Annotated in this window: 18 protein-coding genes and 3 pseudogenes; 1 reads left to right on the top strand and 20 read right to left on the bottom strand. The window is 58.8% G+C overall.

Annotated elements, in window-relative coordinates; all coding sequences use genetic code 11:
• Nucleotides 1-498: 498 nt before the first annotated feature.
• The 17 genes and pseudogenes from CK227_RS35640 to queC form a co-directional block, all read right to left on the bottom strand.
• Nucleotides 499-1,644, bottom strand: a complete 1,146-nt coding sequence (locus CK227_RS35640) for a TlpA disulfide reductase family protein (RefSeq protein WP_063170388.1) — start codon at nt 1,642-1,644, stop codon at nt 499-501.
• Between the two features lie 272 nt (nt 1,645-1,916).
• On the bottom strand, nt 1,917-2,294 hold the full coding sequence (locus CK227_RS35635) for a hypothetical protein (protein WP_024505270.1): 378 nt from the start codon (nt 2,292-2,294) through the stop codon (nt 1,917-1,919).
• 13 nt (nt 2,295-2,307) lie between these two features.
• On the bottom strand, nt 2,308-3,606 hold the full coding sequence (locus CK227_RS35630) for a SidA/IucD/PvdA family monooxygenase (protein WP_063169368.1): 1,299 nt from the start codon (nt 3,604-3,606) through the stop codon (nt 2,308-2,310).
• Nucleotides 3,607-4,448: 842 nt separating this feature from the next.
• Nucleotides 4,449-5,321, bottom strand: a complete 873-nt coding sequence (locus CK227_RS35625; RefSeq protein ID WP_063169369.1) for a universal stress protein — start codon at nt 5,319-5,321, stop codon at nt 4,449-4,451.
• Between the two features lie 95 nt (nt 5,322-5,416).
• On the bottom strand, nt 5,417-6,121 hold the full coding sequence (locus tag CK227_RS35620) for a response regulator transcription factor (protein WP_224571202.1): 705 nt from the start codon (nt 6,119-6,121) through the stop codon (nt 5,417-5,419).
• A gap of 107 nt (nt 6,122-6,228) precedes the next feature.
• Nucleotides 6,229-6,708 (bottom strand): NifX-associated nitrogen fixation protein, encoded by a 480-nt coding sequence (locus tag CK227_RS35615; RefSeq protein ID WP_024505267.1) that lies wholly within the window; start codon nt 6,706-6,708, stop codon nt 6,229-6,231.
• A 16-nt stretch (nt 6,709-6,724) separates the two neighbouring features.
• Complete coding sequence (nifX, locus tag CK227_RS35610) at nt 6,725-7,222, bottom strand: nitrogen fixation protein NifX (protein WP_063169371.1); 498 nt, start codon at nt 7,220-7,222, stop codon at nt 6,725-6,727.
• Nucleotides 7,219-8,571 (bottom strand): nitrogenase iron-molybdenum cofactor biosynthesis protein NifN, encoded by a 1,353-nt coding sequence (gene nifN / locus CK227_RS35605; RefSeq protein WP_024505265.1) that lies wholly within the window; start codon nt 8,569-8,571, stop codon nt 7,219-7,221. Before nifN ends, nifX begins: the two co-directional genes overlap by 4 nt.
• 8 nt (nt 8,572-8,579) lie before the next feature.
• A complete protein-coding gene (gene nifE, locus CK227_RS35600) occupies nt 8,580-10,064 on the bottom strand; it encodes a nitrogenase iron-molybdenum cofactor biosynthesis protein NifE (RefSeq protein ID WP_024505264.1) in 1,485 nt (494 codons plus the stop codon).
• A 61-nt stretch (nt 10,065-10,125) separates the two neighbouring features.
• Nucleotides 10,126-11,667: a nitrogenase molybdenum-iron protein subunit beta gene (gene nifK, locus CK227_RS35595; protein WP_024505263.1), complete on the bottom strand. Its 1,542-nt coding sequence runs from the start codon at nt 11,665-11,667 to the stop codon at nt 10,126-10,128.
• 129 nt (nt 11,668-11,796) lie between these two features.
• Nucleotides 11,797-13,299: a nitrogenase molybdenum-iron protein alpha chain gene (nifD, locus tag CK227_RS35590; RefSeq protein WP_024505262.1), complete on the bottom strand. Its 1,503-nt coding sequence runs from the start codon at nt 13,297-13,299 to the stop codon at nt 11,797-11,799.
• Between the two features lie 87 nt (nt 13,300-13,386).
• Complete coding sequence (gene nifH / locus CK227_RS35585) at nt 13,387-14,280, bottom strand: nitrogenase iron protein (RefSeq protein ID WP_024505261.1); 894 nt, start codon at nt 14,278-14,280, stop codon at nt 13,387-13,389.
• 1,097 nt (nt 14,281-15,377) lie between these two features.
• Nucleotides 15,378-15,574 (bottom strand): annotated as a pseudogene (locus tag CK227_RS37700) (7-carboxy-7-deazaguanine synthase QueE); the annotation flags it as partial.
• A 160-nt stretch (nt 15,575-15,734) separates the two neighbouring features.
• The gene (locus CK227_RS35570) at nt 15,735-16,487 is read right to left on the bottom strand and encodes a carbonic anhydrase (RefSeq protein WP_063169372.1); all 753 of its coding nucleotides are present in this window, start codon (nt 16,485-16,487) and stop codon (nt 15,735-15,737) included.
• Nucleotides 16,488-17,257: 770 nt separating this feature from the next.
• Nucleotides 17,258-17,983: a 7-carboxy-7-deazaguanine synthase QueE gene (gene queE, locus CK227_RS35565; RefSeq protein WP_164548811.1), complete on the bottom strand. Its 726-nt coding sequence runs from the start codon at nt 17,981-17,983 to the stop codon at nt 17,258-17,260.
• Between the two features lie 5 nt (nt 17,984-17,988).
• Nucleotides 17,989-18,345 (bottom strand): 6-carboxytetrahydropterin synthase QueD, encoded by a 357-nt coding sequence (queD, locus tag CK227_RS35560; RefSeq protein ID WP_063169374.1) that lies wholly within the window; start codon nt 18,343-18,345, stop codon nt 17,989-17,991.
• Nucleotides 18,345-19,043: a 7-cyano-7-deazaguanine synthase QueC gene (gene queC, locus CK227_RS35555; protein ID WP_063170389.1), complete on the bottom strand. Its 699-nt coding sequence runs from the start codon at nt 19,041-19,043 to the stop codon at nt 18,345-18,347. The genes queD and queC overlap by 1 nt, the downstream gene beginning before the upstream one ends.
• Before the next feature lie 369 nt (nt 19,044-19,412).
• Between queC and CK227_RS35550 the strand changes: the two are divergent.
• Nucleotides 19,413-19,554, top strand: a pseudogene (locus CK227_RS35550) (transposase); the annotation flags it as partial.
• Here CK227_RS35550 and CK227_RS35545 read toward each other — a convergent pair.
• The 3 genes and pseudogenes from CK227_RS35545 to hisC all read right to left on the bottom strand — a co-directional run bounded on the left by CK227_RS35545 (nt 19,549) and on the right by hisC (nt 23,242).
• Nucleotides 19,549-20,751, bottom strand: a pseudogene (locus CK227_RS35545) (IS3 family transposase). The pseudogenes CK227_RS35550 and CK227_RS35545 sit on opposite strands and share 6 nt — an antisense overlap.
• A gap of 254 nt (nt 20,752-21,005) precedes the next feature.
• On the bottom strand, nt 21,006-22,040 hold the full coding sequence (locus tag CK227_RS35540) for an LLM class flavin-dependent oxidoreductase (RefSeq protein WP_063169375.1): 1,035 nt from the start codon (nt 22,038-22,040) through the stop codon (nt 21,006-21,008).
• A gap of 71 nt (nt 22,041-22,111) precedes the next feature.
• Nucleotides 22,112-23,242, bottom strand: a complete 1,131-nt coding sequence (hisC, locus tag CK227_RS35535) for a histidinol-phosphate transaminase (RefSeq protein WP_063169376.1) — start codon at nt 23,240-23,242, stop codon at nt 22,112-22,114.
• Nucleotides 23,243-24,077: the final 835 nt, after the last annotated feature.

Genomic DNA, 24,077 nt, shown 5'->3' with positions numbered 1-24,077 from the left:
GCTTGGTGATGATGAACTCGGCCAGCAGCTCGGCATCCGAATGGCCTTCCCATAAGCCGAAGGAATCCTGAGTACGAATGAGCCGCAGGAGGCATTTGACGAACGGGGAAGCAAGGGCCTCGTCGTCCCCGTGGACAGCAGGGCCAACCGGTTCATGAGGAATTTCGCTTTTCCCCAATTTCAGTACTCCTCTTGAAGGACGATCTCTTTTTCTGCGATGTGTGGTTCGGGCGCTTGCGTGGGCGGGGAATGGCTTGGGCGAGCCGATCCCACGCAACAGTGTCCCGTGGCCGACCTCGAGCACGTCCACCAATGCGAGACCTTTCACCGCGGCGCGAACGCCTGCGCCGCGGTTCGACCCGAGGTAAACGCAATGGAAATTCCACCTGCCGCAAGCCGCGCACTTTTGCGGCATCGACGTTATTGCTGCGAAGTGCGCCTGGGCGGGCGGATTTGCCGGTGTTCAATTCCAATTGTCATGCCCTTCGCGATCCTTGCTCAGGAAGTGACAGCGTTTTGAGTTTCGGAAGTCTTGTTTTGCGGAGCCACACAGAGACCCGCGTGACAGGCAGGCTCACCCGTGTAGTTGGCCAGGGCTTGGAGCAACGAGGTGAGGTAGCGCTGTTTGGTTTGGTCCGGCACTGGCTCCGAATGGTCCAGCGATTTGATTGCCACCTCGATCAACTCGATCGCCCGGTCCTTGTTGCCGCTCTCGTAATAATACTGAGCGACCGGAAAGTAACACCCGAATTTAAAGTCTCCATCGCCTTGCGGAGGATTAAGTTCCAGGATCTGTTCGGAGAGCTCCTTGCCCATCGCAAAGCGATCATCATGCGGAAGATGGGAGTTGTCGATCGTGGGATGGAAGAGTTGGTTCAGCGCCATCACCACCCAAGACATCGCTTCGAACTTTTTGTTGATCGCGTCCTCGACCAATTCGCGCATAAGCGGCAAGCCGGTTTTGATGTCGCGCAGCTTGTGAAGCAGAATATCCGCATGAACCCGCCGAAAATCAAAAGAGTCTGGCATCACGGCGAGGCCTTCTTCGATGGCCAATAGTGCCGCTGCCCAATCCTCGTCCTGCATCGCCGGCCCAAGTTTGGCGTATATCGGCTGACTCAGCGACGATTCGCGCACACGCGAGATTCGCTTTGCATCGACGGCTTTCGCTTCATAGCTGCTGCGCCAGCTGCCGTTAAGGACTTTCGGCAAAACGTCATCGAGAGGTGCCGGGTGGCCGATATAAGCGATGTGGCCGTCGCGGTCGACCACGAACGAGGTGGGAATCCCGAACGAAGAGCTGGGTTCCAGCCAGAGCTTTTTCATTTCGCCAGTGCAATCGAACGCTGTCCGATAATTCAGATTCGGGAACTTCTCGGTCAGCCAGGCATCCACGTTGGTCCGCGCTTCGTCCGCGGTTGCAGCCTTTTCGCAAGCTGCGACTCCGATAATCTCAAATCCGCTGTCTTTATATTTCTCCTGCAGTTCGATCAAATGGGGCATGGCGTGGACACATGGTCGGCACCAAGTCGCCCAAAATTCAACGAGGTAGACCTTGCCGGGCCGAAGGCTCGTGAGGGGCTCGCCACGCAGCCAGTTCTCCACTTTCAGCGCAGGAGCCGGGGACCCCATACGCAGTTCCATCTTGGTGTCCAAAGTCATTCCACACCTTTCGTCTCTTTTGTCGCGGAATATTTTCCAGTCAAAATCGGACACGGTCTCGAGGGCATTGCTCCCTCTCGCTTGCTTCAGCGGAGCTCTCACCGTGTTGCCGCACATCAAGCACGGCAAAGGGCATGCCAACCCTTCTTAGCTTCGGCAAGCGCCGGTACCGCCTTGAATAAGCGAGCCCTAACACGGCCAGCTGACGTTAACCTGAATGTCGGCTTTCGACGGCTCACCTTAGCGGCTGCCGTTTAGGAAGGTGAGAGTTTGGCTGGCCCGCTGGCGATAAGACCGGCTTCGGCGTCCTGGAGTAGTCGCACTTCGGCGATGGGGTCGAAAGTGCGGGAGAGGCTCGGTACCCTTGCAGCCACCGCCGCATGTGGCCCGGCGTCATAATTCGCGTCGCGGTTGCCAACGGCGGCGTTGGGCTCGATCCACGTGGCGTTGAGCCCGACAGCACGTAAAGCTGCATCGTGATTGAATGCCCTTTGCTGTTTCACGCCAAGCAGGAGTCGCGCGACGCTACCTTGCTCAAGCGCGAGCAGAGCGATCTGACGCCGTAGGAATATTGCTCGTCCCGCTTTTGCCGCCAGAGGCGGAAATCTTTCCTGAATGCCACCGCCGATCATCAATATCGACGAATCATATCCCGCTGCCCATTTGTTCGACTCCGAGGTCGGGCCAGCACTCCGTCAAGGGACGGTTGATGAACCCTAGATGCTCGGGATTGGCGCATGGCGCGCGCCGCAGAAGGCTGTCAAGGATGCGGCGCGCTCGCCAGGCCAGCAGCCCAAAGTTCGGATCAGCCAGCCCGCGCTGTCCAAGGCAGGCGTTCTGAACGAAAAGGCGTCGGTCTCGCGGTCCGTCCCAGTACACCGAAAAATCCTCGCCGATGGCGAGCTCATTGCCGATCTGTTCGAGGCGATCTGCGATCGGTTCTAGGAAACCCGGCAGCGGTTTCTCGTACCCGGTGGCCAGGATGACGATATCGGCGGTTACTTCTCCGATGTTGTCCAAGCCGCGTTGCAGCGTGAGCCTGTGCCCTGCTCCGGCATTGATGCAGCGCGACACGTTGCAACTTGGCCGCAATGTGATCTCGCATTGGTGTGGCTCGAGAAAGGCGTGGTGGTAGAGCGCCTGATAGACCGCGCGCAACTTGCTTTCTGAAATGCCCTCGGAGGCAAGCGCGAAACGCCGCAGGAACAGCTGTCGATGCACCTCGCTCATCGCAGCAAAACGATCCGAGAAGCATGGCGTGAACAGCCCGTTTGTGAACGCGTGGTCGTCGAAAGGCATCTCGCGCGTCAAGACCCATGTGATCGCCGCGGGCCGCCGTTCTTTCGGCCGGCCGACAAGGTGCAGTAGCAGCTCGGCTCCCGACTGTCCGCCGCCAACAACGCAGACATGCTTTTTTTGCACCTCAGGATTGATGTGGGCCAACTCAGATGAGTGGAACAGGTTGGGTCCAGTCCAGCCATGAAACTGAGGCGGAATTTGCGCCTGCTTGCCTATGTCGATGACGAGGTTTCTTGCATCAAGGACCGCGTTGTCCGTCCGCACGCGAAACTCGCCGTCAAAGCGGATTTCGCGAACGGCCTCGCCGCCACGGACAAGCGGATTCTTCTGGAACGCCCAGTTGAGATATTGGGCGAACTCGGCTCTAAGCACCCCGTGAAATTGCGCATTGAGGAAATTGTAAAGACGCCCGTTCTCGTGGAGGTAGTTTACGAATGTGTAGGCTGATCGCGGATTGACCAGAGTAACCAGATCCTGGAAGTGGCCGACCTGGAGCTCCGCGCAATCGAAAGCGCTGCCTGGATGTCCTCGGAAATCGACCTCCCGGTCCAGGAACAGTGCCCCTTGCGCAATCTCTTCCTGTATCTGACACGCAAGGCTCAAATTAGATGGTCCAGCACCCACACCAATACAAAAGAGGTCCACTTATCCTTACTCCTCTAGGAGTGTTTTCCAACTCAGCGGCATGTTGACGTCGATTGCCGGGCATTGAGCAATGCGAACCTCACAGGCATGCTTGAGCCGCGGTCCCGACTGAGAGGACAGCAAAAGCGTGTGCCGCCTTCCAGGTCTTGGGCTCAATGTCGGCGGCATCGACAGCGGCGCGGCGTGATCCGAACCCAAGAGCAGAAGGAAAGTGTGTGATGCTGTCGCGCGGCTCTTCCGGATCTTACGGCGGCTTCTAGCGCCGGCCTCCACCCCAGGAGTGGCTGTTTCCCTGCCACGACGGAAGCGGCTCTTTCTTTCGAGGGGCGTAACCATGGATAACGGCTCTTAATGCTTTCGGAGACTCCCATGCATGCGGCGTGCCGGATAAAGACCTGTCAAACCAACGAGTTCGCGCAGTTCCAGCTCGTCTGGAATCCGACATTGTCGCACGCCCGACGATCGGGCAGGGGAAGCTCCGCGGCAGCGGCCCTTGCACACCGCAGGCTGACAGGGACAGCCGCCGATTTGACGCGCGTCCGGGTACTGATAAGGGGCCTTCCAACAGGGTTCGCGCACGAGGCGGGGTCTCCTGGTACACCCGCCCTGTGGCTTGGCTGCGGTCTGCTGCAGCCGTTCGTCTTTACTGCCCGTTGCGGACGATCTCGCACGAGTTGGTTCACGAGAGCGTCGTGAAGCAGTCGAGGCGTCCGGTTTGGCTCTGACAAGCGTCGCAAGATGTTCGCGGATCCAGCCATGTCTCCGCAATCCGACCGGTAACCGACGACGACTTCGGACTGGTTGGCGGTCCTACGACCTGATCGGTGTTCCTACGGAGCTGATCAGCGAGCCAAAAACAGCGGCAATGTGGTCTTCCCAAAGCTCCAGCTCGGCGGACCGCCGAAAATCCGCTCACGCAGCCCACGGCTGCCATAAGCACCCATAACCATCATGTCAGCACAGATGTCGTTCGCGTGCTGGGTCAGCACTGTGCCCGCCGATTTGCCGGCGCTCTTAAGCAGGTCAACGGAGACCCGAGCACCGTGCCGAGTAAGATAGGCAGCGATGTCAGCTCCAGACTGCGCGCCTTTCCCGTTGTTTTGCGCCTTTGGATCGACCATAGCGACACAGACTTCCTTGGCAGCGGATAGGATACTAAGAGCTTCCCGAACCGCACGCGAGGCCTCTACACGCGAATCCCAGCCGACCAGCACGCGTCGAGGCGACAGCGTCGCCTTAACGCCCTTCGGCACGATGAGCACCGGCTTTCCGCTATCGAACAAGCAGCCGTTGACAACAGGAGGTCCGAGAGTCTCATCGTTGAGGAGGTCTCCTCCAACGATCGTCAGGTCAGCGCAGAGCGCCCGCTGTCGTGCCACTTCACCGAGGCTAGCCGGATCGCAATAGTCGGTGTCAACGTCACAGGAAAGCGACATAGCTTTCAGCCTTTTGAGGATATCCGCGGACCGTCTTTCCATTCTGGTCACGTCCTGTGAAAATTTCTCGATTTGCTGAAATCGATAGTTCGGTACTGCAATTGCCTGTGCACGTCCTGTATTCCATTCGGGGGGCGGAGACGACATCAAGAGCAATGGAGGCGGTATAATGAGTACCGATAGGTGCGCGCCGACCTCGGCACACAGTCCGGCAGCTGTTGTGAGGTCCTCATCAGAATGATCAGCACCCGTCACACTGAATATGCTTTTAAATTCCATTTGCCTGCTTCTCCTGGTCTTCGTTAGGAGCGCCTCAAAGCGGCAACACCGCTCTCAGGAGGAAGAGAGAGCGGCACCACGTTCGATCACCGATTTCAGTCGTCCGGCTTCTCGAGCGAGTAGCCGGCCGACCTGACGGTGCGAATGACGCTGCCGGGCAAGGCCGTTTTCAGCGCCCTCCTGATTCGGCTGATATGGACATCGACGGTGCGTGCACCGACATGAATGTTGGGCAGCCAGGCCGCCCCGATAAGCTCGTCCCGGCTGAAGACCTTGCCGGGGGCCTCAATCATAAGCCGCAGCACGTTGAAATCGATCCGTCCGAGATGGATGTCGTGGCCATTACCGCGAACCCGATGGGCATCGAGCTTCATCTCCAGGCCTCCACAACAAATCCAACTGTCGTTTTCAACCCCGTTCGGACCACGCTTGGTCAGCCCGAGCCTCGCCCGCAGGCAGTCGAGCAGCTTGGCCGGAGCCACCGGCCGCACAAAGCTCTCAACGCCTGCCTTCAAGAGATCGAGGTGCTGGTGCTCGGCGCCAGGCGCGATCAGGGCGATGATAGGCAGGTCGGTGGTGCGCGGTTCCCGCTTGAGGTGGGCGCAAATTGCGGACCCGTTTATGCTGGCTGGGTCGCAATCCAGCACTACGGCCTGAAGCTCCCGTTGTTCGGCCAAGGCCAGCGCAGCCTTCGCGCCGTCTGCCGTCTCACTGCTGAAACCGTCAACCTCCAGTATGTGGCTGTAGAGCAGATAGAACTCGGCATCTTGCGAGCAGATCAGGACCAGCGGCTTCTTCATCGGCGATACCCCAACAACCTGGTCGGCCTCGAGTCCCTGGATCGAGGGGACTGGCCAACATAGTTTCTCGGGTCCGTCATGATGGCCTTTCTCGAAAATCGCGCCCATCATGCCAGCGCCACGTGGGGAAAGGTTTCGATGACTGAAATCGCATCGTCGACCAGCTTCGTACCGGCCGTGGCGAGCTTCAGGAGCGTCTCGAAGCCAAACCGGTGGACATCGCGCAGCGTTTTGGACAAAACGACCAGCCGTCCGGTCGTGAAAAGCACCCGACCAAAACCCTCATGGCTCACCTGGATCATCGGCGATGCCATAAGGCCGCAGCGCTCCTCGATCGCAAGCCCGATGGCGGCGTAGTACTTGTCGAGCCTCCACAGCACGTCGGGATCGGGATCTCCGATGATTGGGATCCCTCGGCGCTGTTCCTTGGTAATGATGAAGTCGCCCAGCAGCTCAGCGTCCGCTTTGCGTTCCCACGAGCCATAGGAATCCTGAGAACGGATCAGCCGCACGAGGCATTTGACGAACGGGGTGCAAAGAGCCGCCTCGTCTTCGGCGACAGCTGGGGGGATTGCGGGGTCAGGCATTGGCGTCCTCCTCTTTTCAGTCCTCGTCCTCGAAGGACGGTTTCTTTTCGGCAATGCCCGCTCGCGCCAGCACCTTGCGCAGCCAAGGCGGAGGACACGTCCTGAGCATCATCTGCGTGCGCAAGAGCACCTGTGGGATCGATTGGGGCTCCGCCACTTTGATCGGGTGGATTTTTGCCGCGACAAGCTTGGCTGCCGAAGGGCCGCCAATTGCCAGACAAAACAGGATCTGACAGCCCTTGAGCGCATCCACCTTTGGCGTGATGCGATCATCGCGCTCGGCCCGATGCTCCCCGCTTTCATCGGACACGTCATCGAAGGCCACGGCTTCTACGAGATTCCATTCCTCGCGCGTCACGTCGTAGACAGCAAAGCGCCTGGCCGACCCGAAATGGGCGTTGAGGTCCTGCATGTCCTGAGTGGCGATCGCAACGCGCAATGCGCCCTTACGTCGTTCAGGCATCGGGGCGAAAACCTCACTACTGACCAGCGAGAGGCGGCGAACAGCGTTCATCGTGATATTTCTCGATTACGGAGTGGATCAAGCGCCTCAGGAGTGGGCGCGTGTTGGTTGGCCTGGAAGATGCTGGCGACCTCGAAGATCATGTCGCGGGTGCCCTGATAGAGAATTGCGAGCTTGTGCTGGCTGCCTAGTCGATCGAAGACCGGGAACCCGATGCGCATGAGCGGAATTCGGAGCCGCTCCGATGCTTGGCGCCCGTGCGAATGCGTGACAAGCAGGTCAGCACCGACGGCAAGACTTTCCAGATCGCCGAGATCGCCGATCTGAACCGAAACCGCCGGGACTTTCTCGAGAATTTTAGACCTGTCGGTCGTTGTGACGGCCGCGGCTATCTCGGAGCCGAGGCCAGCAAAGAAGGTCGCAAGTTGGAACAGCTGGTCTGGTTCGGCAGCGATGGCAATTTTCTTGCCGCCGAAATGGAAATGTCCGTCGAGCATCGCGTCCTGCAATTGCGCCCGGCGCCGGCGCACGCGGGCCGGTACCGCCGCGCCCGAAATCGCAGACAGCAGCGACACGAAGCGGTCCGTGTCCTGCAGCCCAGTCAGTGACTGGAACAACACGTAAGGCACGCCGGTCAACCCGTGCAGCGCTTTCGCCGGGCGGCGCATGTGCTCACCGATGGCGATGCATTGCATGGCCGTGCCCAACTCGCGAATGTCTTCGACGCTGGTGCCGCCGTATGTGGTCGCTACCCAGCGGTCAGGAACCGTACCGTCGAGCGAGCCTGAAATGTCGGGCAGAATAACCGGCTTGAGCCCAAAGCTTTCAACCATGTCACGCATATGCTCGATGTCGGCGACAGTGAGGTTGCATCCGGGCAGGATCGCGATCTTCTTCGGCTGCCGCGCACGTTCGCCCGAGCCTGTAATCCCTTTGATCATTGCGGTGACTGCCTTGGCCCAGCCCTCTTCGATCGCGCCGTCAAAATCCGGCGTGTTGGCCAGCACGACCTCCGTACCCGCAAGCTCTTGCGTGTGCTTCAGCTTGATGTTCGCAATATCACTCGCGCAATCTTCGCCACGCGTCTCCACCAGCGCGGTCGTGCACACCCCGATCAGCTTTGGCTTCGTGCGGTTCTTGAGGTTGAGGATGGCTTCTTCAAGATGGTCGGCAGCGCCGAGGATGGTCGCCACCTCATCCATCGCTGTTGTCTGCAATGGAATCGTTTCTTTGAAGTGCCGTACGAAGAGCACGAGCGCGAAGCTTGTGCATCCCTGGCTGCCGTGGAACAGCGGCATCGCGCCGTCGACCCCAAGAAAGGCAAAGGCGGCACCCAGCGGCTGCGACGACTTCAGCGGGTTCACCGCCGCGGATTTGGTCTGGGGAAGGATGCGGGCCATCGGTCGCCTCAACACTCGCTGAACTCGTGTGCCGTCGCGCCGGCGAATTCATCGAACAGGTGCCCGGACTCCTTCTTCGTGCATGGCAGTTCGTCTTTTAGATCAGGCTGGCAATCCCACGGGGCCGGCTGGCGCACCTGAGACCAGACCGGATTGTGAATGGCGAGGTCGATCTGGCGTACGAGTTCCACCATGCCGGCATAGCCGGCATAAGGGTGCTGGCGCTCCTGGTTGATATCGAGCCAGGGCGTCTTGGCCTTGAGCGCAATGAATTGCGTGCGACCGCCCGACAGCATGATATCGGCCCTGTGTTCAGAGAGCATGGCGTACAGCTCGCGCGCAGCCATGTATTCGAACATATGCTTGTCGTGCTTGAGAACTTGTTTGATGCGCTCCTTGTCCTGCACCGTAGATTTCTTGACCGAGGTGCCGACGATCTCGATTCCGATCTCCATCAGCGCACGGACAACCGACCAGGACTTCACACCGCCTGTGTTGAGCAGCACGCGCTTGCCTTGGAGCCTTTGCCGGTAGGATTCGAGTTTCTTCCACGCGATCGCCTCCTGCTGCGCGATCAGCGTCTCCGTGCGCTCGAGGATCTCCGGATCGGCGCCCTTCCTCACCAGCAGCCTGACAAGGTTGCGAAGAGCTTGCGATGTGTCGGAGATGCCATAGAAGGAGCCCTCGAAGAACGGGATGTCCCAGCGCTCCTCCATCTTGCGGGCAAGACTGATCAGCGCGGTCGAGCACACGATCATTGCCGCCCGGGCGCGGTGCGCGGAAGCAATGTCGCGGTAACGCGCATCGCCGGGAATGCAGGCGCGCACCCGGATGCCGAGCCGATCGAGGAGCGGCTTTACAAGCCAGAATTCGCCCGAGAGGTTGAATTCGCCAAGGATGTTGATGTCGTAGGGCCCGGGGTCGTCGGGTTCGACCGTGCCGATGACATGATCGAGCAACGCCTCGGCGGCGAGCTTGTTGCCGAGGTTCTTGGAGCCTGCCAGGCCAGGCGCATTGATCGGCACCACGGCCAAACCGAACTTTTCCGTGGCGCGTTTGCACACGGCCTCGATGTCGTCACCGATCAGCGCCGTTACGCAAGTTGAGTAGACGAAGATCGCCGGCGGCGCGTATGTGTGCTTGATCTCGCGGATCGCCTTGAAGAGTTTCCGCTCGCCCTGCCCCATCACCAGGTCGAGTTCGGTGAGGTCGGTCGTGAAGCTTGTCCGCCACAAGGTCGGCCCTGACGAAACCGCACCACGGTTGTCCCAAGAATTGCCCTCGCAGGCGAGCGGCGCATGGACCAGATGCGCAACGTCGGTGATCGGCTGCAGGACGATCTTGGCTCCGTCAAAGGCGCAGCCGCCGGCTGCCGCCCCTGGTGTCAGCGACTTCGAGCAGCCCTCCTTGCGCGCCTTGGCATCTTTGCCACGGTTCTTATCGCAGGCGGGCTCATCGAAGGCGTCCTTGATTTTGGCGCTGAGGGAGGACATCGCTCAGCCTCCCCAGTCCATTGGGCAAGGAATGGCCTCGGCGAAAAGCCGGCCACGGCTCTTAGCGCGTGAGGTCATAGGAATAATCCGTCACACCCGTCTCGCTCGTCTCGCGATCGAGTTTGTCGAAGATCTTGTCGAGGATCGTCGTCAGCACGCGCAACGCGCCCTGGTAGCCAAAGAGCGCAAAGCGGTGATGATGGTGCCGATCGAAGATCGGAAACATCAGCCGGATCAGCGGCGTTCCGGTGTCGCGCTCCAGGTACTTGCCGTAGGAATTGCCGATCAAAAGGTCCACCGGCTCGGTAAAGAGCAGCGAGCGCAGCGCCCACAGGTCCTTGCCCGCCCAAACCTGGGCAGCCTTGCCGAAAGGCGAGGATGCTAGCAGCTTCTTCAAATCGGCTTCCCATGCCGAGGTGCCATTGGTGGCGAGGCAATGGGTTGGCTCGCCGCCGGTCTCCATGACAAAGCGGGCCATTGCGTGAACGAAGTCGGGATCACCGTAGATGGCGTATTTCTTACCATGCAGCCAGGATTGGCTGTCCGCCATGGCGTCTACCAGTCGGCCGCGCTCGAGGCGAATTGCCTCGGGAATCTCCTTGCCGGAAATCGCCGCGACCTCCATCAGGAATTCGTCCGTCGCCTGAACGCCGAGCGGATAGTGGAACGAGGCCGTCGCCTGCCCGACCTCCTCGCAATAGCCCAGTGTCTTTCGGGTGTTGTGATGCTGCAGCGAAAGCGTTGCCTCGGCGTTGAGGGCCTTCTTCACCTCGTTGATCTTCGTGCCCCCGTCATACATGCGGTATTCACCGTCCGAAGGCGTATCGAACTGGTCAGAGGCATCCTGGATCAATGTATAGGACACGCCCATTACATCGAGCAGGCGCTTGAGCTCCCGGTTGTTGCCGACGCAGAAGCCGTCGAAGCCCGGAATGATGTTGATGGTTCCTTCGATTTGCGTACGCTCCTGACCTTTCCAGAAGTGCTCCAAAATGCCTTTGACCATGTTGTCATAGCCGTCGACATGACTGCCAACGAAGGCCGGGGTGTGGGCAAAGGGCACGTCGAAGTCGCGCGGGACTGAATCTTCGTCCTTGGCGTTCTGGATGAAGCTGTGCAGGTCGTCGCCAATGACCTCTGCCATACAGGTCGTCGACACGGCAATCATCTTGGGGTCGTAGAGCTGGTAGGTGTTGGCGAGCCCGTCGACCATGTTCTTCAGGCCGCCAAACACCGCCGCATCCTCGGTCATTGAGGAGGAGACCGCCGCGGCAGGCTCCTTGAAATGGCGCGACAGGTGCGAGCGGTAATAGGCGACGCAACCTTGGCTGCCGTGGACGAAGGACATGGTTCGCTCGAAGCCGGCGGCAGCGAATACCGCACCCAGCGGCTGGCAGGCCTTGGCCGGGTTCACGACAAGCGCTTTGCGGGCGAGGTTCTTTTCGCGGTATTCCCACGTCTGGGTGAAATCGCGCTGATCGGAAACGATTTCATCGGGGTGCGGACATTCGAAGTTTAGCTTCTTCTCAGCGAGCATCTTTCTGTATTCCGGCTCGCGGAACAGGGGAGCGTGATCGAGAATTTTTTCAGCCGACTGCGGCATGATGATTACCTCTTTTGCATCTGGCTGCGCGGGACGGCAGCTCAGGACGTCAAGACGTTCCAGGCTCCGGCGGATCAGAGGCCGCGGGAGTTCACCGTCTCAGTGGGAGACTGGGGCTGAAGCAAATGTTTATTCGGCAGCCATCGCCCGCTCATCGCCCCGGCTTCTTTTCCAAGGCGCGTGGAATAGGTCCCAGACCGGGTTGTTAATGGCGAGATCCACATCACGTGCGAAAATGGCAAAGCCGTCGTAGCCGTGATACGGGCCTGAATAATCCCAGGAATGCATCTGGCGGAACGGTATGCCCATCTTCTGCACCGGGTATTTTTCTTTGATTCCCGAGCCGACCAGATTTGGGCGAATCCCTTCGATGAATTTCTCCAACTCATAGCCGGTCACGTCATCGTAGATCAGCGTGCCGTTCTTCACGTAGTGGCCGGTGCGCTGATAGTCGTCGCTGTGGGCGAATTCATAGCCGGTGCCCACGATGACCATGCCGAGGTCCTCGTAGGCCGTGACGACGTGGCGGGGGCGCAGGCCGCCGACATAGAGCATCACGGTATTTCCTTCCAGGCGCGACAGGTACTTGGCGATGACCGCATCAACAAGCGGCCTGTACTTGGCAATGACCTTTTCGGTCTTCTCCTCGATTTCCGGCCCAAAATGCTTGGCTATGTTGCGCAGAGAGGCTTCGATCTGGGAGGGACCGAAGAAATTGTACTCCATCCAGGCGACGCCATACTTTTCCTCCATATGCCGACAGATGTAATTCATCGACCGGTAGCAGTGGATAAGATTGAGCTTAGCCTTCGGGGCGCGCTCGATCTCTGCGAGTGTGGCGTCACCCGACCAGTTGCCAACCACGCGCAGCCCTATCTCCTCAAGCAGTATGCGCGAGGCCCAGGCATCGCCGCCGATATTGTAGTCGCCGATGACGTTGACGTCGTAGGGGCCGGCCTCGAACTTGACATCCTTTTTGTCGAAGACCCAATCCCGGATTGCATCATTGGCGATGTGGTGGCCAAGCGACTGCGAGACGCCGCGGAAGCCCTCGCAGCGTACCGGCACGATCGTCTTGTCATACTCCTTGGTCTTTTTGCGAGAAACGGCCTCGGTGTCATCGCCAATCAGGCCGATAGGGCATTCGGACTGCACGGTGATGCCGTTGTTGAGCGGAAACAAGACTTCAATCTCGTCAATGATCTGTTCCAGCTTCTTGTCGCCGCCGAAGACGATGTCCTTCTCCTGGAAATCGGAGGTGAACTGCATTGTCCCGAACGTGTCGACGCCCGTTGTACCGACGTAGTAGTTGCGGCGCTGCGACCAAGAATATTGGCCGCAGCCGACCGGGCCGTGCGAGATATGGACCATATCCTTGACTGGCCCCCACACCACGCCTTTCGAACCAGCATATGCACAGCCGCGAATCGTCATCACCCCGGGAATGGACTTGATGTTCGATTTGACGTCGCATTCGGAAAGGACCTCGCTTTCCCCGCCAGCCTCGTTGCCGCTCTTTGCGACGTTGAGGTGCTTCTTGCGGCGCTTCGCCGCCTTGTCGGGATAATGCGACAGCACCTCTTCGATAAGCTTCGCATGAAGAGCACCGTCATTCTCGTATTCCCGGCTCATGAGTCCCCCTTTCAAGGTTGGGTGACGCCTCAAAGAATAGGCGCCGTTCTCTGCAAGGCGCGCCGATTCATGGCAGCGCTAATGTCACTACTGGGCCGCCGCCTTCGCCGCTTCCTTGGAGTGAAGCTCGGCAAGCATCTGCTCGTCGGTCTTCATGATGCCGAAGTCGAGCAGCATCTCCTCCAGCTCCTCCATGGTGATCGGCGTCGGGATCGTACCCTGGCCCGAATTGGCGTGGATCTTCTCGGCCAGAGCGCGGTATTCCCCTGCCTGCTTTGAGTCCGGCGCGTACTGGATCACCGACATCTTCCTGAGTTCGGCATGTTGGACGATGTTGTCGCGGGGCACGAAGTGGATGAGCTTGGAATTCAATCGGCCAGCCAGTGCTTCGGCCAGATCGAGTTCGCGGTCGGTTTGACGTTCATTGCAGATCAGCCCGCCCAGCCGCACACCGCCCGAATGGGCATATTTGAGGATGCCCTTGGCGATGTTGTTGGCGGCATAGAGCGCCATCATCTCGCCGGACATGACGATATAGATCTCCTGGGCCTTGCCTTCGCGGATCGGCATGGCGAAGCCGCCGCATACCACGTCGCCGAGGACGTCATAGGAGACATAATCGACATCGTCATAAGCGCCATTCTCCTCGAGGAAATTGATCGAGGTGATGACGCCGCGGCCGGCGCAACCGACACCCGGCTCGGGGCCGCCGGACTCCACGCACTTGATGCCTCTGTAGCCCACCTTGAGCACGTCCTGGAGTTCGAGGTCTTCCACCGAGCCTTCCTGTGCGGCGAGATCCAGGACGGTATCCTGAGCTTTCGAATTCAGGATCAAGCGTGTGGAATCGGCTTTGGGGTCGCATCCTACGATGAGGATTCTCTGCCCGAGGTCGACAAGGGCAGCGAGCGTATTTTGGGACGTGGTGGACTTGCCGATGCCGCCTTTTCCGTAAAAGGCGATCTGACGCAGACCTGACATAATAGCTTTCCTTCCTTCGTTCTAATTATCGCGACTGCCCGCGACACAAGTGCCGATAGGCAGCTCGTGCCGCCTCACACCAAGCATCGCAAAAAGCGTACCAGCGTGATCGGCCGATCCCAGAAGAAACTTTGTCATTAAATTCCAGCCGCTTAGACGGCGGCAAAACGCGCGAACGGGCCTTTCAGGCGTCTGTCACGGACACGACAAAGCCGACACAGATTGTCGTGCGCCATCCAAACCGCCGTGTGTCGAGCTCGAAGCGGGAGAATGGGGAAGTTAGCCCAAAGCTGATGGCGAGACCATCGGAAGACATCGGCTCTTGTCTTTCCAGCCTGCCATTGATCGGGCGGTCGCTGGATGAGCAGGAGCCTGGGGCTTGACCGCGGCGCGGGTAGTTCAGGCAGGCTTACAGAGCGGGAACGCCGGCGGCCGATAGACATCCGCGCTTAACCTTTCATAGCCCGTCTACAAGTTGGTTCCGCCGACGCGCTATATGGAAGCCAAATAATTCAGTAGCTTAGCCGAGAGCATTGATTTTTTCAGAAAGATACGTGTTATACGCGTATGAACCGCCGAACCCATGGTCGGCGCCCTCATGCGCGTGAGACCCCGTTGTGGGCGAGGCTCGCGACTGGCTGCACGATCCTAGCCGGCCTGCTTGCCATTGAGTTTGGTCCCGCCGCGGTAGGCTGCGGCATCAAGGGCAACATCAGCTACAACACTGGCAAGAAGATTATCACGTTCTTGGACAGGAATCTTACTGGGAGACACGCATCAACCTATTGAAGGGCGAGCGGTGGTTTTGTTCAGAGGAAGCTGCACGAAAGGCGGGCGGGCGGGCTTCGAGAGGTTAGTGTCGCGGCAGCTTGCAGATCTGCCCACGGGGCCGCCACGATCGCAAAGTGTGTACAAAAGCGCCCTCTCTGCCGAACTGAACAGTGCTCACGGCCATAGCCTCGGATGAGCCCGACTGGCTTGACCTCTGCATGATGAGAGCAGCTTTTACACCAGGTGCGCAGCACATGTCTTTAACGAACGCATCGTCTTCAAGAATATAGAGAGCAATTCGGAAAACCGAGTAGTTGGCGGCGAAGCTAGGAGAAGGTATACACTACCCTCTTGTTACCCCAGAGTAGAACGTGCAGCTGCGGCAAGACGCGGGCTTCGAACCACCTGTCGCTGGTCACCTTTTCTACCAGCGGTTCCATGCGCATCATATTCCGTCGGACTCGACAGAGACGTCTTCATTACCACGGCGGGGCGGCGTGTGATTGCCGGGTTGCAGACAAACCTCGCCGCGACGTATTTGGGACGAGTGGTGTCGGCACCGAATCCCTATCATTTAGACTAGCCAGCTTGGGGAGCGCCGTCAGACCGCCAGACCGGAAGAGGAGGCTTCGCGCCAACTTGTGCCAAGAATGTTGGACCGTGCGGAACCGCTGGGGCGGCGCTCAACTCTGGCGCAGGATGAAGCGTCGATTGGGTGAATGAATAGGGCGCGCGTTCGACGGGTAGAGTGAGGCAAATCGCTGGATGTCTGCCGGATCAACGTCAACCGGTTCCATCGCCACCATCCACTCGACGTTTTCGGTGCACGGCGGCGTCGTCAGTGAGCCCTCATAAGTCCAATAGCCAAGCGAGGCTGGCAGAAGCCAGTTGGGATTCACCTCGTCGATCGTCACCTCCCCATTCGGCAGTTCGGGAAAGGCCGCAGCAAGGGCAGCAAAGCTGGCATTTGTCGCGCCGGGCGTTAAAAAGACGCCCAGCACGCCCAGAGTACCACTTTGCGTGTCCTTGTGAACGAAATGCACCTCCATCGGGAAGCTCTTGCCCGCCACGTGATGTTCGCTTGGCGCATGGAAATGGAACTGTACCAGTTCGTAGACACGATCGCCGCGGGTCAGCGTGCTGCCTTGTGGCATATTGATTTGAATGGTGTGGCCGTTGTTCACCATATTGCCGCCGCCCTTGTGCCAGCCGATGGCGATATGCGGGATATCCGCCTTGACCGCGCTGTTGATATTGATCGGCGATTGCTGCGTGCCGGCAGAGCATACGAAATTTTCCTTATCCAGATCAGCCCAGTGCTCCGGTCCGACCGGACCGGTGTACCCCCAATGGGCACTGGTCGCTTGGGCGGCTTGAACGCAAATCCGGCATGCGCCGAGCGCAACCAACCCTTTGATCAGGTGACGACGATACATATTACTTTTGCTCCTCTTGCGAACTGATGTTGGTGGCTGCCCTAATGGACGCGTGATGGCCAATCGGCGCGGCCAGTATTGTCCTTTGCAACTGATAGATGCCCGCACGCCTTGGCGTGCTTTCATAAGTGCGGCTGCCGTTTCTCGGCTGGCCGGCTTCTGCAGCCCGCAACGGGGGCAGTTTCAACCAGCTAAACGATAAAAAATTTTAGCAGACCAGCGCTTGACCCCCGCCGCAAAGGCACAGGCGAAGGTGATCACTGCGCGGCTGCCGTTCGCGCCGGAGGCCGCATCGCTATACTTTACACTCGCTGCCCAAGGAGACGCAGGCGACCCCAATACGTTTTCATCGCTACTCCCGACGCAGCCGACCCACGCCACGAAAACGTTGCTATATTTCACGTTGGGCCAATGAGGAAATCGATCTTCTTTATGGAAGGCATTTGCGCAATGGATGCATTCCCATGCTGACAGTCGTGCGTCAGGCCGGACAATGAGATACATCGATAAGAGCTGGACAAGGATGAGGGGATGACGTGCTTGCGACGGAGCAGGTGGGGCGAGAAGGCCAGTTCTTGCGGATTTCAACTTTGCGTGACGACAGCTCATCGGAGTCAAGGTGACACACGCCGGCAGCGGGGTGTCCGGGCGGTTTCCAGCCGCACAATCGCGAGACCGCTGACGCGAACAAAGCTCGGCTGTACTCGGCACGCGAAGAGAGCCTGCCAAGCCGTTGGAGCCCGGCCTTCCGGTGCGACGCAAGCCACAGACTAGACCGCCCTCTTGTTACCCCAAAGCAGAACGTGCAGCTGCGGCAACACGCGGGCTTCGAACCACCTGTCGCTAGTCACCCTTTCGACAAGCCATTCCATTCGCATCATTATTCCGTCCAAGTCGACAGAGGCGTCTTCACTGCCAGGGAGCGGCGGCGTGTGATTGCCGGGTTGCAGATAGATCGGAAGGTGCGGATATCTCGCCGCGACTTCTTTGGCGTAGGCATAGTCACTCTCGTCGAAAACGACGAGCTTGAGCACGATTTGCGGCTTCTCTTGCGCCGCTTCGAGGCATGCATCAAACGCAGCCCAACGGGTCGTCATCTCGCTGGACGGCGGCTTTGGGCTAAGGGTCAGCACGTCAAGATCCGCAAACCACTCCCTCACCACGGAACCCTGCGTTTCCAGTGCAAAACGATAGCCCTCGCGATGGCCTCGTTCTATGAGGGGACCGAACGGCTGAATGGCCGGGTTGCCGCCTGACAAGGAGACCATAACCGGCCTGCCGCCGGAAAGCGCATGGACGGTTTGCCACACGGCATCGATCGGCATCGGTAGCCATTCATGGCGATACTGATTGTCCACCGCGTGAAGGCTGTCGCACCATGAACAGCGATAATCACATCCGCCGGTTCTGATGAACACCGTCGGCAAGCCGATGAGCACGCCCTCGCCCTGGATAGTCGGCCCGAATATCTCGCTCACACGGATTGCGGGATGCATGTCGGTCACGGACGGTATTCCGCCCAAGTTTTCGGTGTTTCGCTAACGCGCACGGCCGCGGTCTGCGGCAGACGTGCCTTGCACCATTCATAGAAATGTCTGGCCAGGCATTCCGCCGTGACCTTCTCATGTCCCAGCACGTCGTTGAGGTGCCGATGGTCGAAGCTCTCGTCAATGTAGCGTTTGAGCGGCGCCAGATCGTGATAGTCGCGCACGAAGCCGTGGGCGTCCAGTTCCTTGGCCGACAGCTCCACTACGACGACATAGTTATGCCCGTGCAGGCGCGCGCATTGATGGTTGGGAGGCAAGGAGGTGAGCTGATGCGAGGCCGAGAAGTGGAATTCCTTGCTGATGTGGAACATTACGCGCGCCTCCTGCGCAGCGCCTCAAGCCAGAAATCGGCGTCCTCGTAGTCGGTGGGATCAGCGTGCCCGGCGAGATGGAACGCTTCGCGCCGCTCGACGCAGGTCCCGCATCGTCCGCAGTGACGCACGCCGCCCTTGTAACAGGACCAGGTCTCAGCAAACGGGGTGCCGTATCTTGCGCCATCCGCAACAATGTCAGCTTTTCCGAGATTCACATACGGTGCATAGAGGCGTATCTGCGCATAGCCGTCGAGCGCGCGGTCTTGCATTGTCTGGAAAGCTTCAATGAAGGCCGGACGGCAATCGGGATAGATGAAATGGTCCCCACCATGCACGGCCGCCGCCACCGCTTCGGCGCTGTGGGCGGCGGCGAGACCGAAGGCGATTGCCAACATGATGGCATTGCGGTTCGGCACCACCGTAATCTTCATCGTGTCTTCGGCGTAGTGGCCGTCCGGCACGTCGATACTGCTAGTCAGCGCTGAGCCGGAAAGGCCACGGCCAATTTCGCCGATGTCGATGATCTGGTGCGGGACCTTCAGTCGCTGCGCGCAAAGAGCGGCGAAGCCCAATTCCTTCCTGTGCCGTTGGCCATAGTCGAAAGATAGAAGGCCGGTGAGTTCGTGCTCCGCTGCCACCATGTGAGCAAGGGAAACGGAGTCCAATCCGCCAGAGCAGACGGCGAGAGTCTTCATCATTGGTATCCTTGTTTTGACCGGGTAAGGCTGCGACCGGAGATTTCTCTGCGCCCCCACTACTCCAGCGACTCAGTTTTGTGAACCGGGAGAATTTGCGCTCAGCCCGATTGGAACGGGAGTGCGTCGCGTCCAACACGCGTGATCAATAAAAGTTGAGCGCTTCAGCAGTTTGTTTCGCATCGCGCCAACTTTCGCAACCTGCTGTCCGATCGTCGACTTCGAGACAAGGTGATGTTCGGCCGACATCGGCTGACTCTTAATTAAGCCGCAGAACACATGTTGGCTTTCTGGCCTTCGCTTGTGCGGTTGGCGAGGGCGACATGGATGCCAGCAAATTTGACATTGGCGACATCCGCCTGGAGAACCCTGCGCGGCGCGATTGAGGCCGCAGGCGAGCCTGCTCTAACTGCCGCCCTACAGTCCCGACTTCAATCCGATTGAGAACGCCTTCGCCCAACCTAAGGCGCTGCTGCGAGCAAAGGCCGAGATAACCATCAAGGCTCTATGGGACTGACGTTGCCCCAGCAGTTTTGAGTTCGTTTCCGGCGTGGGTTGTGCCCTGCTGGGCGGGTGAAGCGACGGGCGCTGGCGCGGAGCCTTTGGCATAGCGCAGCGCGAGCGACCGTCGCGGATTGAAGGTGCTGGCGAACTTGGCCGGGGTCTGCCAGGGGGGAGTGCGGCCGCGCGGTGTTGTAGTCGGCGTGCCACAGGGCGATGGCTACGCGCGCCTGAGCCAGCGAGGTGAACAGCGTCTCGTTGAGCAGTTCATCGCGCAGTCGGCCGTTGAAGCTCTCGATGAAGCCATTCTGCATCGGCTTGCCGGGCGCAATGTAATGCCATTCGACGCGGTTCTGATCCGCCCAGGAGAGGATGGCGTTCGAGGTGAACTCGCTGCCATTGTCGCTGACGATCATCCTGGGCCGGCCCCGCTCGGTGATGAGCCGTCCAATTCGCGGGCAACCCGCATGCCCGAGAGAGACGTATCAACGATGAGTGCGAGGCACTCTCTCGTGCAGTCGTCGACGACGGCCAGGATGCGGAAGCGGCGCCCGTCGGTGAGCTGGTCCGATACGAAGTCGAGCGACCAGCGCTCGTCGGGCCTCAGCGGCACCAGCATCGGCGCCCTGGTCCCGATCGCCCGCTTGCGGCCGCCACGGCGGCGACGGCGAGCTTCTCCTCCCGATAGAGCCGGAACAGCTTCTTGTGGTTCACGACCAGGCCCTCCCGCCTCAGCATCACGAGAAGACGCCGGTAGCCGAACCGGCGACGCTCCTGCGCGATCGGCCTTCATCCGCTCGCGAACCTCGCGGTCGTCCGGCCTGCTGGTCTGGTAGCGAACCGTCATGCGGCAACAGCCGATGGCTTTACACGCCCGCCGTTCGCTCATCCCGAAGCCTTCCTTCAGGCGAGCGACAGCTTTCCGCTTGGCGGCGGGCGTCACCATTTCTTTCCCACAAGGTCCTTCAACGCGGCATTGTCGAGCATGGCGTCGGCCAAAAGCCGCTTCAGGCGCGTGTTCTCGTCCTCCAGCGCCTTCAGGTCGCCGAGCCTCGGTGACATCCATCCCGCCGAAGCGGGCCTTCCAATTGTAGATCGAGGCGTCGCTGACCCCGTGCTTGCGGCACAGATCGCCAACCGATACCCCGGCCTCGTGTTTCTTCAAAATTCCGATGATCTGCTCTTCAGAGAAGCGGCTGCGTTTCATGTCCTGGTCCTCTGGATGGGCCAGAACGAACTTCAAACCGGATTAGATCAGAGGGGCAAGGTCAGGACGCCTCGGCGCGGTCGTCGACCTCTTCACCCCAGCCGAATGTGCCAACTACTTCAAAGCCGCAGGATATGACCTGGATCAGATAGGACGTGCTCCAATGGTTTACACCTGACACAGGAGTCCGGCCCCCACAACCGTTTCGCAATGAGGAGCAGCGCTGCCGCTGCTCCTCCAATCACACGACGGATTCACGATGCGGCAACTCGAGCCATGATTTCGGATCCAATGGCCGATGCGGTGTATAGTGAGGCATCCAGCGGCAAATCCCCAAATGCCAGTTGACACAGAAGATAATTAGCACCTGCCTCTTCCAGCTGATCAAGGAGAGCTTTTCGGACAGAATCTGCCGTTCCCACGACGCACAATTCACTTTCAATTGCTGCATCGAAGTTCAAAGGCAAGTTTGGTGGAGTGGAAATGGCATTTAGTTCGTATAGAAATTTGAAGCTATTGAGCCATCGTTCATAGGCAGGTGCTGCGAGCAAATACGCATCTGTTTCAGAACGCCCTATCACCACCATTCGGAGCAATCCAAGAAATGGCGCTTGCTGGCCAATGTCAGCATCGTGAATTCGGGCGGCGCGGAACGCGTCGGTAACGCTGCGAACAGAAGTGGAAGGTCCGACGCAGGCGATGTTTGCCCCATTCGCAGCGGCCCAGCTAGCCGGCTCGGGTCGATTGGTGGCGATCCATGTCGGCGGACGGGGATATTGGTGAGGTCTCAACGTCAGCGGAACATCTTTCAACTCAAAGTGGCGGCCCTGATAAGAAAGCGTCCCGCCTTTCATCGCATTGATGAGAATCTCACTGGCCTCCGCATACTGTTCTGGTGCTGCTTCTACAGCAACCCCGAAGTATCCCAATTCAGTGGGAGCAGAGCCGCGCCCTATGCCGAGTTCAAGCCTGCCGCCGCTCAACTGATCAAGCATGCAGATCTCCTCGAAGGCACGCAGCGGATGATAGAGCGCAAGTAGCATTACCATGGGACCAACACGAAGACTGCGGGTTCGCTGGGCGACGCTCGCTAAGAACAAATTCGGTGATGGACCTCTGCCATGCGGCGTACAGTGGTGCTCGGCGAGATGATACGCATAAAAGCCATAGCCATCGCACGCTTCTGCTAGGCTCAGCCGATCTGCATATTGTTGTGCGATGTCATCGCCGTTTTCGTCCAGATGATCGAAGATGCCGAAGGTCAGGCCCGAAGCGGAAATTTTCTTCAATTAATTGTTCTCCAAATTACCTATATTTATTCGCTAATCATCATAGCTCACGACATATCATTACTTGATGCTTAATGTGAATCGACTTCATGCTTGTGAGCACCGCGATCCTTCTTAAAGTTCATACAGACGCGTTCGGCGGCAGCAAGGAATTTGTCCATCTGCTCTGTGGTGCCAATGCTGACGCGAATACAGTTCTTCAAATCTACGTCAGGAAAGCTGGCGATGAGGATCGCCTGCTCTTTCAACGCGGCTTGCCAGCATGAGCCCTCCTGTCCCGCCGGCACACGGGCCAGCAAAAAGTTTGCGTGGGAGGGTGTTACGGAAAAGCCAAGTTGCAACAGCGCCAGGGTCACTCGCTGTCGTTCATGCTTGATGTGCCTGTGGTTCTCTTCGTAGGCGTGGCGATGCGCAAGAATGCTTTTCCCGACCGCCTGCCCGATCACGTTCATGTTGAAGACATTCTGGATGTTGCGCAGCCTGCCAATGATTTCTGGGTGACCGAAACCGAAGCCGACTCGCACGCCAGCGGCAGCATAGCTCTTTGAAAAAGTCCTCAAGATCAAAAGATTCGGATGTCTATTGACGAGGCGCAGGGCATTGTCGGGTGCGAAGTCAACGTAGGCCTCATCCAAGACGACCAAGCGATCTGCTTGCTCCACAAGGCGTTCGATTTCGGCCACCGGCACGAATGTTCCGGTCGGATTGTTCGGATTAGCCAACAGAATGAACTTCGCGTCTTTTGCGGGGCCGGACAGCAGTTTTTCTATCGGCAGGGGATGAGCTTCGCTCGATGCGATTTCGAGAAACTCGGCACCCTGCAACATGGCAAGTTTACGGTTGAACGAAAATCCGGGCGACAGCATTGCCACTCTATCTCCTGGGGCGAGGAAAGCTCTGTAGATGAGTCCGAGCAGCTCCGACGAACCGTTGCCGGCAATCACCTGATCTTTGGAAAATCCGTAAGCATCGGAGGCAGCTGCCCTTAAGCTGAGATTGTCGTCTTCCGGATAAAGATACTGGTGTTCGATCGCAGCAATTGCACTTTGCATTACGCTCTTCGGCAACGGAAACGGGTTCTCGTTCGTATTTAGCTTAACGCAGTTTGCATCCGTCGCTGGTCCGTTGGACGAGAGAGCATCTAATTTGCTGGCCACCGGCGAAAAAAGCGAAAGCACGGTCTTCAGTTTTGCATCGCACATGTTCTTCTCCGTTTTTCAGTCCCGCAGGGCATGTGACATGAGGCAATCGTTGATCGTGACTTGATCGACGTTCGGCTATATCAGCGCTGCCTTCCCACCCTGGTGGGGATCGCCGACCACGGTTTGGATTTGACACCGGGAAGCTGTCGAGAACCTGATGACGACCCAACGTTTGGCCGACGGCCGATTCGGCGCAACAGACGGTGTTTCAACATCGCATCGTCCTCAAAGCCGCATGCAGGGCCTGCACGACAGCCCGTCTCCAGCGCCCGCAGATAGGTGGAAGCCGAAGTCTTGCCGAACCTCAGTTGCTCTGCCACCTTGGCCCACCGGACTGCCCTGTTTATGGGTCAGGCGCAGGATATCTCTGACGCTCGTTCGTCTTGCTTGCTTCCGTCTTGGCATGGGCTCTCTCGGTTTGCTGATGAGAGAGCCAAATACCGGCTCATCTGAGCATGAGACGCAGGCCTGACGATATGGAGCGTCGCTGGTGGCGCGCGTAGCCGAGAGGGTTCGCCTCGCTGGCGGGGCATGCAAGACGGCGCACCTCCTTAGCCATCCTGTCCCATCGTCTCAGATCGTGAGGCGCACCTTATAGTCGGTGAGGAGATCTTGCAGGGTCAGGTTACGCCCTAGCGCTTAAGGTTGTTGGTCGCACCGAGCAAGCGCGGGACCTGTCGACGGACAACAGCGGTGCCACTGCCGGCACTAGGTGTGAGCTTTCGAGAGGTTGTCCATTCGGACCGGACCGAGGAGACTGGAGTTACCACGCTTCAGCATCCATCGGAGGGTCCGAATGAACATCCACAAGAATGCCCGTCTCACACCGCTGCGT

Origin of the sequence: Mesorhizobium sp. WSM4308, from assembly GCF_002294905.1 — a bacterium.
Lineage (GTDB): Bacteria > Pseudomonadota > Alphaproteobacteria > Rhizobiales > Rhizobiaceae > Mesorhizobium.
The sequence above is the reverse complement of the archived record's forward strand: the minus strand, read 5'-3'. Positions and strand labels throughout refer to the sequence as shown.